11 protein-coding genes are annotated in these 18,334 nt (G+C 42.1%); 8 read left to right on the plus strand and 3 right to left on the minus strand.

The annotated features are described in order from the left end of the window. Window positions 1-77: 77 nt before the first annotated feature. Both ABV001_RS13510 and ABV001_RS13515 read right to left on the minus strand, forming a co-directional pair. Entirely contained in the window at window positions 78-1,718 is a 1,641-nt protein-coding gene (locus ABV001_RS13510; protein WP_352423294.1) for a RagB/SusD family nutrient uptake outer membrane protein, read from the minus strand. 13 nt (window positions 1,719-1,731) lie between these two features. Continuing rightward, window positions 1,732-4,698 carry a SusC/RagA family TonB-linked outer membrane protein gene (locus tag ABV001_RS13515; RefSeq protein WP_352423295.1) on the minus strand — a complete coding sequence of 989 codons (2,967 nt, stop codon included), beginning with the start codon at window positions 4,696-4,698 and terminating at the stop codon, window positions 1,732-1,734. A 594-nt stretch (window positions 4,699-5,292) separates the two neighbouring features. Between ABV001_RS13515 and ABV001_RS13520 the strand changes: the two genes are divergently transcribed. The 4 genes from ABV001_RS13520 (at window position 5,293) to ABV001_RS13535 (ending at window position 8,738) form a co-directional block, all read left to right on the plus strand. Next, window positions 5,293-6,003, plus strand: coding sequence for a helix-turn-helix transcriptional regulator (locus ABV001_RS13520; RefSeq protein WP_352423296.1), 711 nt, complete (start codon window positions 5,293-5,295; stop codon window positions 6,001-6,003). Window positions 6,004-6,093: 90 nt separating this feature from the next. Then, window positions 6,094-7,026, plus strand: coding sequence for a class I SAM-dependent methyltransferase (locus ABV001_RS13525; RefSeq protein WP_352423297.1), 933 nt, complete (start codon window positions 6,094-6,096; stop codon window positions 7,024-7,026). A gap of 99 nt (window positions 7,027-7,125) precedes the next feature. Further along, window positions 7,126-7,518 (plus strand): MerR family transcriptional regulator, encoded by a 393-nt coding sequence (locus tag ABV001_RS13530; protein ID WP_323425538.1) that lies wholly within the window; start codon window positions 7,126-7,128, stop codon window positions 7,516-7,518. 53 nt (window positions 7,519-7,571) lie between these two features. Then, window positions 7,572-8,738 carry an exo-beta-N-acetylmuramidase NamZ family protein gene (locus ABV001_RS13535; protein WP_352423298.1) on the plus strand — a complete coding sequence of 389 codons (1,167 nt, stop codon included), beginning with the start codon at window positions 7,572-7,574 and terminating at the stop codon, window positions 8,736-8,738. A 55-nt stretch (window positions 8,739-8,793) separates the two neighbouring features. Here the strand turns inward: ABV001_RS13535 and ABV001_RS13540 are convergent, their stop codons facing one another. Next, window positions 8,794-9,666: an AraC family transcriptional regulator gene (locus ABV001_RS13540; RefSeq protein ID WP_352423299.1), complete on the minus strand. Its 873-nt coding sequence runs from the start codon at window positions 9,664-9,666 to the stop codon at window positions 8,794-8,796. Window positions 9,667-10,196: 530 nt separating this feature from the next. Here ABV001_RS13540 and ABV001_RS13545 point away from each other — a divergent pair. The 4 genes from ABV001_RS13545 to ABV001_RS13560 are packed head-to-tail and all read left to right on the plus strand — an operon-like array spanning window position 10,197 to window position 18,308. Further along, window positions 10,197-13,226 carry a SusC/RagA family TonB-linked outer membrane protein gene (locus ABV001_RS13545; RefSeq protein ID WP_352423300.1) on the plus strand — a complete coding sequence of 1,010 codons (3,030 nt, stop codon included), beginning with the start codon at window positions 10,197-10,199 and terminating at the stop codon, window positions 13,224-13,226. Window positions 13,227-13,239: 13 nt separating this feature from the next. Further along, window positions 13,240-14,907 (plus strand): RagB/SusD family nutrient uptake outer membrane protein, encoded by a 1,668-nt coding sequence (locus ABV001_RS13550; RefSeq protein ID WP_352423301.1) that lies wholly within the window; start codon window positions 13,240-13,242, stop codon window positions 14,905-14,907. 2 nt (window positions 14,908-14,909) lie between these two features. Continuing rightward, the gene (locus ABV001_RS13555) at window positions 14,910-15,785 is read left to right on the plus strand and encodes an alpha/beta fold hydrolase (RefSeq protein WP_352423302.1); all 876 of its coding nucleotides are present in this window, start codon (window positions 14,910-14,912) and stop codon (window positions 15,783-15,785) included. A gap of 12 nt (window positions 15,786-15,797) precedes the next feature. Then, complete coding sequence (locus ABV001_RS13560; protein WP_352423303.1) at window positions 15,798-18,308, plus strand: right-handed parallel beta-helix repeat-containing protein; 2,511 nt, start codon at window positions 15,798-15,800, stop codon at window positions 18,306-18,308. Window positions 18,309-18,334: the final 26 nt, after the last annotated feature.

Here is an 18,334-nt window from a genome sequence, read left to right on the forward strand (position 1 = left end):
GGGTTACATAATATTTTATATAACCCCTATTTGTCCTTATTAATTAACCACATAAATAAGAAAAAGAAGTAATCCTTTTATTCTACATCGCCATATCCTGGATTTTGAACCAAGTTCGGATTGGCCGCCAACTGGGTATGTGGAATCGGGTAAATTTCAAGATTCTTATTGTTAGTTGGTTCATGATCCCACCACCGGGCTGTTGTGAATTTACCGAAACGAATTAGATCTGCACGTCGTTTACCTTCGAAAATAAATTCCCGTCCCCGTTCAGCCAACAATTCATCCATTGTTAAAGAACTAATGGTATATTTCGCATCTTCCCAATCTTCGGTCGTAAAAGCACGTTTTCTGGAAGCATTGATTAAATCAACGGCTTCCTGGGTGGCCACACCCCCATTCTTTCGCATAATAGCTTCCGCTTTATTAAAGTAAATCTCTGTCAGTCGATAAAGCATATAGTGATTTTCCTGATAATTAGGATCACTTGTCCGACCACTCTTATACTTATGAAAACGGGCGCCACTATTTTCCTCTCCTTTATCCATAGCTCCTTCACTTGTGAAGTCCCCTTCACTTTCACGACGAATAGAATTCACAAAGACTAAAGGTTTTCCATTGTATTCTTCCGTTCCTAAAATCGGGTTAGTTGTACCGTATTCATATTGGGGGCCAAATAAAAACCATTCCTTCTTACGTAGATCATTTTCAGCATAAGCATCAAAGGCAGTTGGTATTACTACAAAAGCATTCCAACCGGAATAACTGACATCCAGCGCTTTACTAACATTAGAATATCCCATAAAGAAACCACCCCAGCCAAATGTAAATCCGCCCAAGCGACTAAATGCAAACTGGAACAATGCTTCTTTCGCATCTTTATTGGCATTGGAGAATGTTTGCAATAAATCCGGAGCTAATTCCGGATTTCCTCCGATACCTCCCGCTTGTCCACTGATAATTTTATCACATGCCGCAATACATTCATCATACATCGGTTCTCCAATAAAATACTCTGCGTTGAGATATAATTCTGAAAGCATCGCATAACCGGCTGTTTGCGAAACACGTCCTACCAATTCTCTTGAATAGGATAGTAATTTAGGAACATATGCTTCCAGCTCCGTCTTTACAAAATCAAAAATTTCGGCTTTTGATTGAGTGGGAGGATTTAAGGGTTCTCCCACTGTTGTAATAATCGGAGCATTTCCCCATAATTCCATTATTTTCATATAATGAAAAGCTCTTAATACATACAGTTCACCTAAAATAGCAGCCATTTCCGAATCAGAAATACCGAGCGACTCATTATTAACACCTTGCAAATCCATAATTGCTGCGTTTACATATCCTAATCCTGTCCATATCAACGTCCATGCGGTACGCATACGTCCTTCATTAGCGGTCCAAGTATGATAATGCTGGCGAAAATGGTCGCCGCTGTCATAACCATGTTTTCCCTTTTGAGGCCATGCCAACTGATCAGCGGATAATTCTGCATGATAGAAATATCCGTTCTGTCCTGTCGGAGCCATCCACGCCTGCATGTGAGTGAAAGGTCTCAAAGCTGCCTGTAAGACTTCTGTCTTATTGTTATAAAAATTCGATTTATTCAATTCGCTGTAAACACTCTCACTGAGATCGGTACATCCATTTCCTGCTATGATAACCGCCATTATAAGGATAAAAGCGAAGGCTTTATATATTCTTTGTTTCATATCTTCTTTCTATTTAAAATCCTACATTCAAACCAATTGACCAGGATCGTGTACGAGGATAATAATCTCTTTTATCAACCCCCGCTTCAAATCCGGTATCCTGTACTTCCGGATCCGTTCCGTCATACCCTGTAATTGTAAACAGATTCCTTCCTGTAAGATAAATTCTTAAATTACGAACATAAGGTGTATTTAATTTAAAATTATAACCCAATGTCAGGTTGTCAAGTTTTACAAAATCACCTTTCTCAAGATAATAGTCGGAATACTGAGGGTCATCATTTAATTGGTTATGCTTGGTAACAGCACTTTCAAACAAATTATTAGGCAACCATTTCTTATTCCCGAAATATAATTCTTTCAGGTTGAGAATATCAAAACCGAATTTTCCCCGGAACATAAATGTCAAGTCGAAATTCTTGTACACAAAACTATTCGTAAACGATGCCTGAAATTTAGGCACACCATTACCGATAATAGTAAGATCATCGTCGCTCAATTCAGTGGCCGAACCTGTTGATCCGTCTTTTTTATAGAACAACCATTTTCCTTCATCGGTGAAACCGGCAAAGCGTTTACCATAGAAATTACCTACCGACCCGCCTTCTTCCAGCCTGAAAGCATTTCCCAGATTTCCAGGGGAAGGAAGTCCGTAGAATGACAGCCAGTTCGCTTTGAATACATCACTGGATAGTTTTTTTAATTTATTGCTTTGGGTATTCGCTGTAAAATCAATATTCCACTTGAAATCCTGCTTTTGGATAGCGATTGCCGAAATCTGAAACTCGATCCCGGAATTTTTCAATGTTCCTACATTTGTGTAAATCTGATCACGTACATATGGCGGCTGTTGTGCATTATATCGATACAACAGATCTTTGGTATTCCTATTATACACATCAATTGATCCGCTAAGCCTTCTTCCGAGAACTGAAAAATCCACTCCGAAATTCAATTCAGATTTCTGTTCCCATTTAAGATTCGGATTCGGATTTCTGGCTGCGCCATACGTTTGATAATACACTCCGTCTTGCGGATAAACACCTCCGGTTCCCAGTGTTACCAACGACTGGTAATTATCAATCCCCTGGTTACCGGTAACTCCGTAACCTACACGTACTTTTAAATCATTCACTACCGAAACCTGACTCATGAATTCTTCCTCGCTAATGCTCCAACCGGCAGATATAGCGGGAAAATTCCCCCATTTATGATTATCTCCGAAACGGGAAGAACCCTCGCGGCGCAGGATTCCTTGAAGGTGGTATTTGTCGGCATAAGAATAATTGACTCTTCCAAAGAAAGCTACCAGCGTATTATCCTGTTTTTCACTTCCCATTCCCGGACGAGGCAATGTGGTATTGTTAATAGCACTCCCCGCACCTAAATTCCAATCCAAAAAAGCATCTGTAGTAAAACCACTGTTGTTTACATTGAAAGTCTCAAACGTATGATACTGATAACTGTATCCGGCTAACGCAGTTATAGTATGTACACTATTCAATGTTTTACGGTAATCGGTCGTCGCTTCAAATGTTTTTGTCCATTCCAAGCGGTTGGATTTAGAAGCATATCCCATCCCTTGATATTCTGTACCAACCCGATTATCCCAATCTTTTGACGAACGATAGTAACGGTCATTGTATGAATTTCGCAGATATGATCCGAAAGCTGAAACTGACCAATTTTCAATGATCTGCAATTGCAAGCGGAGATCGGCAGATGTTGTTTGCTGGTTTCTCTTGGAAATACGATTAGCCAATCGGGAGAGCGGATTATAATTGTTATAAGCCAACGTTTCGTAAAATGTACCATCTTCATTATATAGAGGCGCCGTCGGATTTCGCTGAATTGCTTGCTCGAAGTCTCCGGTACCACCTCCTAATAAATTGGCTTTATTCATATTAGTTGCGAGATTTAACGACATGGCCAAACGGTCTTGTAGACCTCTTTGGTTAATATTTATACGCCCTCCGAATTGTTCCCGTGAGTTCTCTTTCGCGATTCCCTGCAAGTCACTATAAAATACAGAAGCCCGGTAGTTTGCGTTAGCAGAACCGCCCGACGCCGAAAAATTATGGTAATGACTCAGGTTATCCTTATTGATCAATTCATCGAATAAATCGGTAGATGCACCAAAATCCTGATCTTGATTAATAACACCCTCGCTAATAAGTTGTCTGAATTGCGATGCATTTAAAATATCCGGTTTATTACTAACTCTTTCGTGCTGCAAGTAAGTAGAATAATTAAATTCTGGTGCCCCGGCTTTTCCTTTTTTTGTCGTTATCAAAATTACCCCGGCATTACCCCGGGTTCCGTAAATAGCCGCGGCAGAACCATCTTTTAGCACGTTGAAAGATTCGATATCATCTTGTTGAAGCAAGTCTAAATTCCCTCCGGGAATTCCGTCAATTACAACTAAAGGAGTTCTTGTTCCCGTGAGCGAGGTAATTCCCCGTAATTGTATATCCATACTGGCATTAGGATTGCTTCCTTGCGTACGGGTCATATTCAATCCGGCTACTTTTCCCTGAATCAGATCAAGAGCATTACGGGATCCCCCCGGATTAAACCGGTCAGCACGAATAGTTTCTACAGCAGAGGTCACTTCTCTACGTTTCAGCGTACCATATCCTATTACCACGACCTCCTCCAATAATTCAGCATCCTCTTGCAACACTATGTCTACGATTGTTCTACCATCGAGAGCAATCGTTTGAGTATGCATCCCAACATATGATACTTCCAGTATGGCACCTGAAGGAACATTAGATAAAACAAAATTACCCTCCAGGTCGGTAATTGTACCTATTGCTGTACCCTGTACCCGTACAGATACACCGATCAGAGCGTCTCCTTTTGCATCGGCAACCGTGCCTCTTACTGCAACGGTCTGTGCAAACATACATAGGGAAAATATCCACATCAGAGTGAACATAACTCCTTTCACAAACATTCTTTTTTGTTTCTTTTCCATTCTCGCATTTGTTTTAGATTGATTAATTATTTTTCCGGCATTATCGACGTACATTACAAGATCACTGAAACTCATTGTCTTCTTTTACAGGAAAAACATGTAGCCCATATCCCCATTTTATTCTTTTTCATATTGTTTTCTCTAAGCAGTAAAACTCTCCTTTTCTTTGTTATTATTTGGGGTACGGTAATTATACCGGATTTAAAAACCTCATTATTTCCAAGTAACATCTCAAATCAGGTAGCCTCGGTCATAAACCTCTTTCGATATCCCTTTATTCATGGGTATTTATTTTTACTTCTATTTAAATTTTATTCCATCCACCTCAATTCCTCCTCTCTGGACGGCAAGCCTTCTTATTCGCTCCGACAATTCACTTTGTGTACGGCCTTTCAAAGCATTACGAACAGTTACATCACTAACATTTAGCATCTTAGCAATCTCTCTCCGCTCTCCGTGTTTCATTAGTATCTCTCCCATATAGTTTTTCTTAGAATTTTCGTATCTTTAGGGTCGCTTTCTAAATCGAAAGCTACAAAGATATATCATTTCGATATATTAAACAAGAAAAACATATCTTTTTGATTCATTATTATGTTAAATATTGCAAACATACGAAAGGAGTGGTTCATAGAACAGTTGGAAATCTTGAAGAGAAAGGGTATTCCCTATACCGAAATTGCTGCCTCTATGGGTATTAAACCTCAATATCTAAACTTGATAAAAAATACAGAAAGAGGTGCGTCGGAAAATCTGACGATGAAACTTTGCAAAACATTCAATATAAACTATAATGATTTATTGGAAAGTATTCGTAACTATGAAAAGCAAACCACAGGAATACCCGAGATAAACGAACCATCCACCAAAATATCTTCTCAAAGAAGAATACCGTTACAGGATAATAACCCGAATGCGGGTAGCATGGAAAATGAATGGATTGATACCGGCGAATTATTCCCGAAAGCCACGTCGGCAATCCGCCATTATGGCGACAGCATGGAGGAATACCCTTCCGGTGCCATACTGATACTCAAACGAATTATTAACCCTGAACTTATTATATGGGGACGGAATTATTACGTGGAAACAAAAGAGATCGCGGTCACAAAGAGATTGCAGGACGGAGGAAAAAATTACATCATCGGTTACAGTTCTAATCTGAAAACCTATCCGGACGGACGGCTCGTACACGAGCCGGTAAAAATTCCAAAGAAAAATATCCTCCAAATCCATCTTATTCTGGGATGTGTCAGCAAAGAATTTGGTGAAGGCGTCACTCCTACTTCTATACACACTGTTTGAAACAATAACTGCGATTCGTTTACCATACTATAAAAAAATTTGCCTTTCCCCGTGAATAGTCGTATTTTTGGGGTGATTTAATCCCGATATATGCCAATTATCACCATTACCAACTGTCCGGTTTGCGGCAGCGACAATCTGAAAAAAGTTTTTGATGCCGTTGATCATTTTTCAAGCGGGGAGGTCTTTCCTGTTTATGATTGTGCTCACTGCGGATTCCGATTCACCAATCATTTTCCCTCGGAAGACACCATTGGCAGATATTACGACTCACCCGACTATATCTCTCACTCCGATTCCAACGAAGGATTAGTCAACCGCCTGTACCATCTCTTCCGAAAACGAATGCTAAGAAAGAAAATCGAATTAGTTGCGGATTATACTCCCGCAAAGGATAGCCCTGTGAGGTTACTGGATATCGGCTGTGGAACGGGTTACTTCCTACAGGCAGCAAAGGAGCAGGGATGGATTGTTTCGGGTATTGAGAAAGATGATAAAGCCCGGGAGAGCGCAACCCTCCGTTCGGAACTGGAGGTAAAAGATGAAAATGGATTCTGGGAAACAGAAAACTCATCATTCGACGTGGTAACACTTTGGCATGTATTGGAACATCTGGAAAAACTGAATGAAACTATCCACAAGATAAAGGAGATCATCACTCCGGAAGGAATTGTGGTCCTCGCACTCCCTAACTGCCGTTCCTACGATGCAGGATTTTACAAAGGATGGTGGGCGGCTTATGATATCCCGCGGCATCTCTGGCATTTCTCGCCCGAATCCCTTGAAAAGTTGCTCGGCAAGCATGGCCTGAAAGTCATACAGAAAACACGAATGCCGTTGGATGCTTTTTATATCTCCCTGCTGAGTGAAAAGTACAAGAAAAGTAACCTGCTCACACGATACGCCAGGGCGTTCCTAAACGGTACAATAGGTTTTTTACGCTCACTCAGCAACATTGAGCAATCGAGTTCTATCATTTATATCGCGAAAAAAACGGAAGATAAGCTGGAAACAGACGAATGATAGCGAAAAAACTTGTTCTTACTGACGGAAAATATTATTTTTGAAACGGATAACATTTATCCGGCCAATTATGCCGAACCCGTTTACAAAGAGATTATCATGGGAAAAAGAAAGAAACCAATCCAATTTGCCGACAAGCGTCTCTTCTATTCCATTCAGGAAGTGGCTGATCATTTTGCAGTCAACGTGTCACTTTTACGTTTCTGGGAAAAAGAATTCGAAAACATCAATCCAAAAAAAACGGCCGGAGGTACCCGCCAGTACACCCGGGAAGATATACAACAGGTGGAAATTGTGTATCACCTGGTAAAAGAGAAAGGATTGACGCTGGAAGGAGCCCGGCAGACACTGAAATCTAAAAAAGATGAGGAGGAAAAACGGGTGGAAGTTCTTTCCAGGCTTACAGAAATCAAAAAAGAACTGCTATCTCTGGAGATGGAATTCGACCAGCTCCACGAACAACAGAAATACTCTAAAACAAAAACGGAATAATGATTTATGTGCCTAAGTGGTTAAGTGATTAGGTGATTTTAATTTACAATAATATGAGAAAATATACATTCCTACTGATTTTACTGTTTTCTGCTTCTGCTTTCGCTCAAAATGAAATACCTCTAAAAGTGGGGGCAGAGCGAACCGATCTTTATTTTCCCCTGTTGACCGACAAGCGGGTTGCAGTAATGACCAACCAGACGGGAATAGCCGGAAATGAACATCTGGTGGATATGCTGGTAAGACACCGGTTCAATGTCGTGGGAATCTTTTCTCCCGAACATGGCTTTCGTGGCACGGCCGACGCGGGTGAACATGTAGCCAGTTCAACTGACGAAAAAACAAGTATTCCTATTTGGTCGCTTTACGGAAGTGGAAGCGGTAAACCATCTCCGGAAAAGATGAAACAATTCGATGTGCTGCTGTTCGACCTGCAGGATGTGGGTCTCCGCTTCTATACCTACTATGCCAGCATGGCTCGTCTGATGGATGCCTGTGCGGAACATGGAAAAAAGATGATCGTGCTGGACCGCCCCAACCCCAACGGCTTTTATGTGGACGGCCCGATCCTCGACATGAAACACAAATCGGGCGTAGGATGGTTGCCTATTCCGGTAGTACATGGCATGACATTGGGGGAACTGGCGCTAATGATCAACGGCGAAAAATGGCTCCCGGGCGGCCGGATATGTGACGTGACAGTGGTTCCCTGTGATAATTACACTCACCAAACCCGTTATGAATTACCCATTGCACCATCCCCCAATTTACCCAATATCCACTCTATCTATCTCTATCCTTCCACCTGCCTCTTTGAAGGAACGGTGATGAGCCTGGGGCGAGGCACCTCATTCCCTTTTGAGGTATATGGACATCCCCAATACAAAGGCTCCGGTTTCTCATTCACCCCACGAAGTGTGACAGGCGCCAAAAACCCACCGTTGCTCAATAAAAAATGCTATGGTACAGACTTGCGGGAAGTTCCCAATGAATTGATCTGGAAAAACAAATTCGATCTCTCCTATGTGATTGATGCTTATAATAACCTGAATATGGGAGAGAAATTCTTTACCTCTTTCTTCGAAAAACTGGTCGGCGTGGAGTATATCCGCAAAGATATTACCGCAGGAAAACCTGCGGAAGAGATCAGGAAAAAATGGGCGTGTGATGTGGAAACTTTTAAACGGCAACGGAAACCCTATCTCCTCTACCCCGAGTAATGGGGGAATAGGATACCGGAAACGGAAAGTGCCGCTCCCACTGATAGAAAAGAGATTAAAATTTTGTCATTATTTTTTGAATATTTATTCTATACTCTGAGGGTGTTTGTCCTTTTTTCTTTTTAAACAGCCGGTTAAAATTGGAAATATTATTGAAACCCGAGGCGAAGCAGACTTCGGCAATCGTATGCGACGTCTCATAAAGGAGTTTGGCTGCATATCCTATGCGTATGTCATTCAGATAGTCTATGAAATTCCTGTTGGTTCTTTTCTTAAAAAAATGGCTGAATGCCGATTCGGACATACCCACGCTTTCGGAGACAGAGGATAATGTGATATTTTCCTGAAAGTGCTCCTGTATATAGGTTATTACTTTATTTATCCTTCTGCTTTTTGACTCTCTGATGGCGGAATCCAGCCTGTTATTGCTATCCAGCAGAAACCTCTGACCGGGTGAAATCGAGAGAAGGTAGAGTATCCTGAAAAACTCAAGTGCCGATTCCACGCCCTGTTTATGGGAAAGATTGAGCAACAGATCTTTCATATTCATCTTCGTCTCCGTTGAGAAATCGATCCCATAGGCCGAATTTTTGAAAAGTTCCCGGATGGGATGGAAGATTTTCTTGTTGAAAATAGGATATTCAAGTGCCTCTTTATGGAATTGTATGGTCACGACATGGGCATCGCCGTTATCGTTGTCGGATATCCAACGATGGGCTATATTGGGGCCTATCATAACCAGGTCAAGGTCATTATATCCATCCACACAATCGCCTACAATGCGCGTCCCTTTGCTGTTTATAACGAGGTTTATTTCGTAATCGGAATGGAAATGTGCGGCATAATCGAATCGTGCCTGAGGATGATCCAGCACGATAAACAGATCTTCATTATTTATCGGGGTGATTTCTCTTTGTATATACTCCATGATTTCTACAAATATTGTTGATAGAGGATGAAATTTTATCTATTTATTTTCATGATTCTCTCACCGAAATGCATAATTGTCTCGCAAACATACACAAAACATTCAAAAAAATACAATAATCCATGAAAATAATACATAGACACATGACCCTGATAATAAGACATATATATGTTTTGTACTTCCTAGTATTCAAAATAATATCATATATTAGTGATATTGTATTACAATTAGTATAAATCCTGTCTTAAGTTTGCAACCTGAAAACAACGAATCTATTAACGTATTTTCGTTTTTCTGGTATAAGACATTTAATGTATCTAAACCGACTATTTCGTTAAGGAATACAGAGGCAAAACAAATTTTGCCTCTGTTAAGCGTAGAATTGAAAATCGAGGAGCACAGGCGACTCAAATAGCCTAATGAAATTGAACATTTGATTATTGACGACACTGATCTGCAATACTTACATTTTGAAAGCCTATCGCAAGCAGGCTGATGGAGCTTGCGAAAGTTGAATTATTTGATATGTCATGAATTTAAAAAAACTTTTAATTCTAATTTTACTCGTCCTTCCTGCGATTCTGGTCGCTCAGGAAATAGAAGTCAAAGGGCGGGTCACCTCTTCTGATGGTATGCCACTGGCTGGTACAACCGTCTTGATCAAAGGTGGAAACGTGGGAACCGTCACAGATATAGAGGGGAATTTCTCGCTTAACGCGTCCCGAAACGACATTATTCTATTCTCATTTCTGGGTTTTAAAACAATTGAACGCCAGGCGGGTTTGTCTTTTATGGAGATAGTTCTCGAAGAGGATTATGTTTTAACGGAAGAGATAGTTGTTGTTGGTTATGGAACTCAACGTAAAATTGACATGACAGGTTCGGTATCTTCACTTAGTGGGGATGCCTTGCTAACTGCTCCATCACCCAATCTCACGAATACGCTTACAGGTAAAATGACCGGAGTTATCACCTCTCAACAGTCGGGAAAGCCGGGAGATGACGCTCCTCTGTTCTATATCCGGGGGAAAAGCACTTGGGGAGATAATGCTACACTAACCATTGTTGACGGGGTTGAACGACCTATAAATCAGGTCGACCCGAATGACATTGAAAGTATAAGCATATTGAAAGATGCGGCATCCGCGGCAATTTATGGAGCACGTGCCGCCAATGGCGTAATTCTGATTACAACAAAACGGGGGACGGGAAAAGAAACCCGCCTAAATTATTCGGGGTCGTTCGGAGTACAGACTCCGACAATCATTCCGAAAATGATGAATTCCTATCAATATGCCAAGTATCTGAATCTTGCCAGATACAATATTGGTAGCCAGTTATTGTTTACCCAGGATCAAATAGACGGATACCAAAATGGCACATTGCCGGATACAGACTGGTGGGATGCCTCATTGCACAAATATGCTCCGATGCATCAACATAGTGTCACGATAGATGGAGGTGTTGACAAGACCAAATACTTCATTTCCGGAGGATTTCTTGATCAGAAGGGTTTATATGATTTAGCCTCATTCCAACGTTATAATGTCCGCTCTAATATTGATACAAAGATTGGCAATTACTTCACCTTAGGGTTTGATTTGTCAGGCCGGTTAGAAGATATCAGCGATGCAGCTTCAGGTGATGGCGTTTTCAGTACTGTACTCAACTCTGCCCCTACTGAAGCGCCTTATGTTCCGAATCATATTGCCGAGAGAGGTTTACAGGCAAACGGACAAAATGTTTCACCCATAGGTGTTGCCGACCACTCCGGATATGCTGAACGTAAAATTTCATCCTTCAACAGCAATTTTAAGGCAACGTACGATGTTCCCTGGATTGACGGATTGGAAGCAAATTTTTCCTATTCTTATGACCGGGCTTATGCCAGGAACAAGACATTTACAGATGTGTACGATTATTATATCCACGACCGCCTGACAGACACCTATGACAAAAAAACATCAGGAGGAGGTAAAAATCTATATGAAATAGCCGGGGATGAAACCCGCACAACATTACAGGCTTCCTTAAATTACCAGACTGCCTTAGCAGAAAAACACAACATATCTGCCGTACTTGTCTATGAAGAATCGGCATACACAGGAACGAACCTATCGGCAAGCCGCTATAGCTACTATTCCTCTTCTATTCCCGAAATATTTGCCGGTCCCGAAAAAGATCAGAAAATGGGTGGATATAGATGGAACAATGCCCGCAGAGGTTATGCAGGGCGCGTAAACTATGGCTACATGGGTAAATATCTACTCCAGGCCAATTTCCGTGTCGATGGCTCATACAACTTTCACCCGGATAATCGCTGGGGCTTCTTTCCTGCCGTATCTGCAGGTTGGAGAGCCAGTGAAGAAAATTTTATCAAAGACCTCAATATATTCGACAATCTTAAATTCCGTGTTTCATACGGAGAGTTTGGGAACGATCGCATAGGTCAATTCCAATATCTATCAGCATTCGTCGTGGGGCCAAGTTCTGTTATAGGAGACTCATACATACCAGGACTCCAGGAGAGCGTGCTGCCGAATCCGAATGTGACCTGGGAAACCGCACGCAATACAGATATAGGCCTTGACTGGGGAATCCTGAAAGGCAAATTATCAGGAGAATTCACTTACTTCAGGAAAAATACACGGGATATACTTATGGTTCGTGATGCTGTTGTTCCTGAATCGGCCGGAGTTTCAGGTTTGTTGCCACAGGAAAATCATGGCGAAGTAGATAATTATGGTTTTGAAGCACTGCTGCGCTATACCGACAAGTGGGGAGACTTTGGAGTAACTGTTGAGGCTAATACCACTTTTGCGCGCAGCAAAATCGTTTATATCGGCGAAGCTGACGGTATAAATGATCTCCAACGCCGCACGGGACGTCCATTCGACCAGTTCTTTGGTTATAAGGCTGTCGGCATCTTTAAAACTCAGGAAGAGGTTGATGCATGGGCCGATCAATCAGGGTTCGGAGCTTATGGAGTCGGTGATATTAAATATGCAAACATTGATGATCGTGATGGTAAGAATGTAATTGACGGCAACGACATTACAGCCATTGGACGAAGCCAGGTACCTGAGCTTGTGTATGGTTTGAATTTAAACCTTAGTTACAAGCGTTTCAGCCTTACTACTAACTGGCAGGGTGCAGCCATGTTTGACCAAATGTTGCGCTGGGATCCCTTTAACCTGGATGCAAATGCATTGGCTATCTTCATGGATTCATGGAGCACAGACAATCCGGATGCGAAATATCCAAAGCTATATGCCGGTATGAGACCTAACAATCGTGTAAATTCTTCACTCTGGCTATATGATGGAACCTATGTACGCCTTCGTAATCTTGAATTGGCATATTCATTCGATTGCAGTCAGGAATGGCTGAAAAGGGCAAATATAAACGGGTTGCGCCTTTTTGTTTCGGGGAACAACCTCCTGACCTTCTCTGCGATGAAAGATTTTGACCCTGAATCACCACAGATCGAACCAGGGCACAGAAGCTATTTCTATCCTCAAATGAGGACATACAATTTTGGGGTAAATATTCAATTCTAAAAATTTAAAGACAATGAAATCATTCACAATATATATTTATGCAGCATTTCTTGCCCTGCTGACATTTAGTTGCGTTGATCTGGATGAGGCACCGAAGGACAGAATTGTAAGTTCAGCCATATTCCAGGACCAGGAATTAGTGCTTCAATATCTTTATCATATCTATTCTTCCATGCCATGTGGTTATGGGGCCATGGCCGTAGGAACGGCTCCCCTCAGTGCAATAAACACAGGAATGGGTATTACAGACCTGCTCGATGGGAGTACCGATCTGCTTCGATCCAGGGCCGGCTGGAATGAGAGCAACAGTGTGATAATACCCGGAGGAATGTCTGCCCAGTGGAATCCGCACGACGTATGGGGACAACGCTATGCTGCCATTCGCAAATGCAACCATATGCTGGTCAATCTGGCGACATCCGGTTTTACCGACGATTTTAAAAACAGGGTTGCGGCTGAAGTCCGATTCCTGAGAGCCTATATGTATTCAGACCTGGTTCGACGTTATGGAGACGTACCGCTGATCGTGGAATTACAGGATGTCAACAATCTGGAAGAGATGCAGGTTCCCCGTGATCCGGTATCTGATATATATGACTTTATTGAAACGGAATTGGAAGCCATAGGTGCAGAGGATGGAGGCTTGCCTTCGGCAGAAAACCTACCCCCGTCACAACTGGGCCGCGTTACAAGGGAAGCAGCATTGGCTCTTGGCGGACGTGCAATGTTATATGCAGAACGTTACGAAAAATCGGCATGGTTCTCAAAACAGGTCATTGATAGAGGAATTTTCTCTCTTGTCGATAATTACAATGCCTTATTTCAATCTAAAGGAGGGGAGACAAGCGAGGTTTTGTTTGAAGTCCTCTACGATGGTGTGAATAAGGGACATTCGGCTGATTTTTTATTTATGCCTTTCAGCCTCGACAATGGTTGGGGAAACCAAACCTGCCCGACACAGGAACTGGTCGATTCTTACGAGATGCTGGACGGCACTCCTTTCGACTGGAGTAATCCACAGCATGCAGCCAACCCGTATGAGAACAGGGATAAGAGATTACAGTGGAGTATTATTGTGGATGGCTCGGTATTTAAAAATACAGTTATCCGCACTGCATACAGAACTACATCCGATGGATTGGGAATGAATGAAGGAACAAATACAGGCTATATCCTGCGTAAGTTTCTGGATGAGACAATACCCTTCGAAAAACTGGCTATCAACTATTTAGGAAGCTCCACAAGCTGGAAGGAAATCCGCTATGCCGAAGTGTTGCTTAACTATGCTGAGGCCCAAAATGAAGCAGTAGGAGCAGACCAATCGGTTTACAGCGCTATGGAAGTTGTTCGTCGCCGTGCCGGATTGGGGGACACATTACCTGCAGGACTTGACCAGGCAGGAATGCGTGAAAGAATACGCCACGAACGCAAAGTAGAGCTCGCATTTGAAGGACATCGTTTCTGGGATATACGTCGTTGGCGTATTGCCGAAGAACTTTTACACGGGAAACGTTTTCATGGAATAAAAATTACAGAGAATGATAATGTGAAAAACTATGAGGTTTTTGAGATTACAACCTCTCCTGTACAGGTATTTCTTCCCAAACATTATCTGATGCCTATAAATTTTAACGAACTGGCAAAGAATCCCAAATTGGGGCCAAACAATGAAGGTTATTAACGATGAAACGTATAAGATTTGAATTTATAGCCATAGGTCTGTTCCTGTTATCAGGGACAACAGGCTGTTTTGCAGATTCAAGAACGAAGGAATTGAAGTTGCATGATATTACCTATGGGAAAGATTCTCTCCACAAAATGGATGTGGATCTTATTGCCAGCAGAACACCAGAAACCCCTGTTGTGATACTTATTCATGGAGGAGGATGGATGGCAGGCGATAAAAAAGACGCCTATTTTATGCGTGACGGTTTGCTGGCGGCAGGTATTAACGTAATCAATATCAATTATAGGTTAGCTTCCCCCGGGAATAGCATTCATTATAAAGAGATGATGGCAGATATTGATGAGGCATTAAGCTTTGTGATAGCCAACGCAAAAAGATGGAATATCAGAGACTCTCAGTTCATCTTTTGGGGAGGTAGTGCCGGCGCACATTTAGCGCTGCTCTATGCTTACAGATATGACAAGCAAGATATTATTTCATCTGTTATTACCCTTGGCGCACCTACCGTATTAGATACATTCTTTTCGATGGAAGGAGCAAAACCCCAGGACGTAGAAGGACTATTACCCTTGATCACAGGTAAGCCCTGGAGTTACGACTCAACAAAACTTGCCAGAGAATACAAGGAAGCAAGTCCGTATTATAGTCCAACTTACAAACCTACCATGTTGATCCATGGAGAAGCGGATGACATCGTACCGCTAGAACAATCATTAGTGATGCGACAAAAACTCAAAGAAGAGAATATTGCCGACACGCTGATTATTATTCCCGGAGGCGGACATGGGGGTGAAGGTGCCTCACAGGAGTTTTATCATCGCCTCAATACCGCCATGTTTGAGTGGATTATCAAATACAGTAAGAAACAATAAAACCATATTATCATGATAAAAAAAATAGTACATTTAGCAACTATCGCATCCATATGCTGTATCATTTTTTCATGTAGTGATGTGCAAGATCTGCTTAAGAATTATCCAACCTTAGCTGAGAGTGATGCCACCTATTACATTGACTCAGAATCGGGGGACGACACAAATAAGGGAACCTCCCCCGGAGCCCCCTGGAAAACTCTTGAAAAAATCAATCAACAGACTTTTGTAGAGGGTAATACAATTGCCCTTAAAGCCGGAAGCAGTTTTGAAGGCATGTTAACTCCCGGTGGATCGGGAACGGCTTCAAAGCCTATCATCATCACTTCATATGGAGAAGGAGCAAAACCAATCATCAATGCCAACGGAGCTGAAGCGGGAGTAAAACTCGTCAACCAATCCAATTGGGTAGTCGATGGACTGGAAATTACCAACACGGCTGCACAACGCGATGCTTACCGCAGTGGAATTCTTGTCCTTAACGAAAACGGAGGAGTGGTCAGCAATATTACAATCAAAAATAACAAAATTCATGATGTTGTCGGCTCATTTGGTTATGCCGGTATTTATCATCCTCATTCATTCGGAGGCATTGCCGTAGCAACTTATAGCACAGCTGCTACCGATAAATTCGATAAAGTATTGATCGAAAACAACGAAGTGGAAAAAGTGGGTCGAAGCGGCATTGTTGTATGGGATTACATATGGGGTAGTAATGCTGAATCGTCTACGAATGTCGTCATTCGCCAAAACTCGGTAAAACAGAGTGACTCGGATGGCATCCTTACCTATGGCTGTAATGGAGCACTGATAGAGTACAATGTCTGTGAGGCGGCAGGCTCATACAGGGAAGATAACCAGTTCAATGGGTCGGCCGGTATATGGTGTACCCGCGGGTACGGTTGTATCATTCAACACAACGAAGCATTCAACACCCGTGCCCTGGAAGGCAATACAGATGGCACAGGTTTCGATATAGATATCGACTCATACGATTGTATAGTGCAGTACAATTACAGCCATGACAACGATGGAGGGTTTATGTTATTTGTGGATGGACATAAAGACGTAGGAGGTGAAGGTTCGAAAAATAATATCGTTCGCTATAATATCTCCCAAAACGATAAAGAACGGATTTTTTTGTTTGGAGGAGGAGTCTCTGCTTCCACTCAAATCTATGGCAATACAATCTATCTCAGCGAAGGATTGAGCACAAAAATTTTTGACTATAGCTGGGATACGGGTGGAAACATAAATGCTAAATGGAGTTTTCAAAACAATATAATTGTCAATTATGGAAGTGGCGGATACAATATCCCCGGCACAGGAGGAAGTTTTGCCGGCAACATTTACTATGGCAACCATCCGGCAAGCGAACCCGAAGAAGAAAACAAACGGACATATGATCCCAGATTCGTATCTCCCGGCAACGGGGCATTAGGAATTGCAAGCCTTGACGGATATAAACTACAGGAAGACTCTCCTGCAATAAACAATGGCGTGGAAGTTCGTAAAAACGGGCGTAAAGACTTTTGGGGCAATCCTGTATCAAGCAAAGGTGCATTAACCATAGGTGCCCACGAACCAAACGGAAATGACGATCCCGACACTGTGCTGTTTGATCCGCTTGAAGACTGGAGTATTGCAGATTCGCATTCTTCTCATTTCGGATTCGATTCATCCAACCCTCAATATTTCAATGGCGATGACTCCCGTATAGTCAGATCAGCAAACAATGATGCCAATGTAGTATATAAATATGAAGGATTTAAGTCTGCAACAGTAATATTCTCAATAGGTAAATATACTTCGCTCGGTATAACCGACGTGAGCGATTTGCAACTATTCGAAGCTGAATCAGCAGAAGGCCCATGGAGTCCCATATCGGTTCAATATTCGAAAGTTGGCAAAGAAGTAGATGGCTGGCAAACCTATGAAGCTAAAATCAATTCAGTGGTATCTACCCAAGCTAAATACCTGAAAATAGAAGTAAAGGAAAAAGGAGATGACATATGGGGACTTCAGATAGGATCAGTAGAAATTGACAATGAAGAGCCAATAATTGCTCCGGTGAACAAATTCCTGTTCGATGATTTTGAAGATGGATCGAAAATTGCAGGTGCCTCTTCCAATATGACAATTATCTATGAATCTCCTGCTGATGCATTCAATGGAGATGCTACCCGCGCCACAAGGACGAATATTGCCGAAGGATATGTTGTATATAACCTCCCGGAAGATATTACCGGCTTTGCAGTTACCTCATTTGTAAGCATGTGGGCTCCGGTAGACGAGTACGTAGAGATTCTCTGCGGAACAACCGGTGATCCTGCACAAATGACCTCAATCCCATTCACACGGCAGGATATGGGAGGAACAGAATGGTTGGGTTACAGATACATTCCAGCAAATCCATTGGCTCCGGGCTATAGGTACTTTGCCATCAGGCTGAAAAAGCTTGACGTTCCCGAAGGAAATGGCTGGTTAGTACAACTTGGAAGCGTAAAAATAGAATTTGAATAATAATCTCAGTGAATCAGACATTGCCT

This window comes from Proteiniphilum sp., assembly GCF_040307845.1.
GTDB lineage: Bacteria > Bacteroidota > Bacteroidia > Bacteroidales > Dysgonomonadaceae > Proteiniphilum.

Bases quoted from the DNA above. Each gene is read 5' to 3' on its own strand.
- ABV001_RS13515 (WP_352423295.1), bottom strand. From the start codon at position 4,698: ATGGAAAAGAAACAAAAAAGAATGTTTGTGAAAGGAGTTATGTTCACT.
- ABV001_RS13555 (WP_352423302.1), top strand. From the start codon at position 14,910: ATGAAACGTATAAGATTTGAATTTATAGCCATAGGTCTGTTCCTGTTA.
- ABV001_RS13535 (WP_352423298.1), top strand. From the start codon at position 7,572: ATGAGAAAATATACATTCCTACTGATTTTACTGTTTTCTGCTTCTGCT.
- ABV001_RS13540 (WP_352423299.1), bottom strand. From the start codon at position 9,666: ATGGAGTATATACAAAGAGAAATCACCCCGATAAATAATGAAGATCTG.
- ABV001_RS13520 (WP_352423296.1), top strand. From the start codon at position 5,293: ATGTTAAATATTGCAAACATACGAAAGGAGTGGTTCATAGAACAGTTG.
- ABV001_RS13510 (WP_352423294.1), bottom strand. From the start codon at position 1,718: ATGAAACAAAGAATATATAAAGCCTTCGCTTTTATCCTTATAATGGCG.
- ABV001_RS13550 (WP_352423301.1), top strand. From the start codon at position 13,240: ATGAAATCATTCACAATATATATTTATGCAGCATTTCTTGCCCTGCTG.
- ABV001_RS13545 (WP_352423300.1), top strand. From the start codon at position 10,197: ATGAATTTAAAAAAACTTTTAATTCTAATTTTACTCGTCCTTCCTGCG.
- ABV001_RS13530 (WP_323425538.1), top strand. From the start codon at position 7,126: ATGGGAAAAAGAAAGAAACCAATCCAATTTGCCGACAAGCGTCTCTTC.
- ABV001_RS13525 (WP_352423297.1), top strand. From the start codon at position 6,094: ATGCCAATTATCACCATTACCAACTGTCCGGTTTGCGGCAGCGACAAT.
- ABV001_RS13560 (WP_352423303.1), top strand. From the start codon at position 15,798: ATGATAAAAAAAATAGTACATTTAGCAACTATCGCATCCATATGCTGT.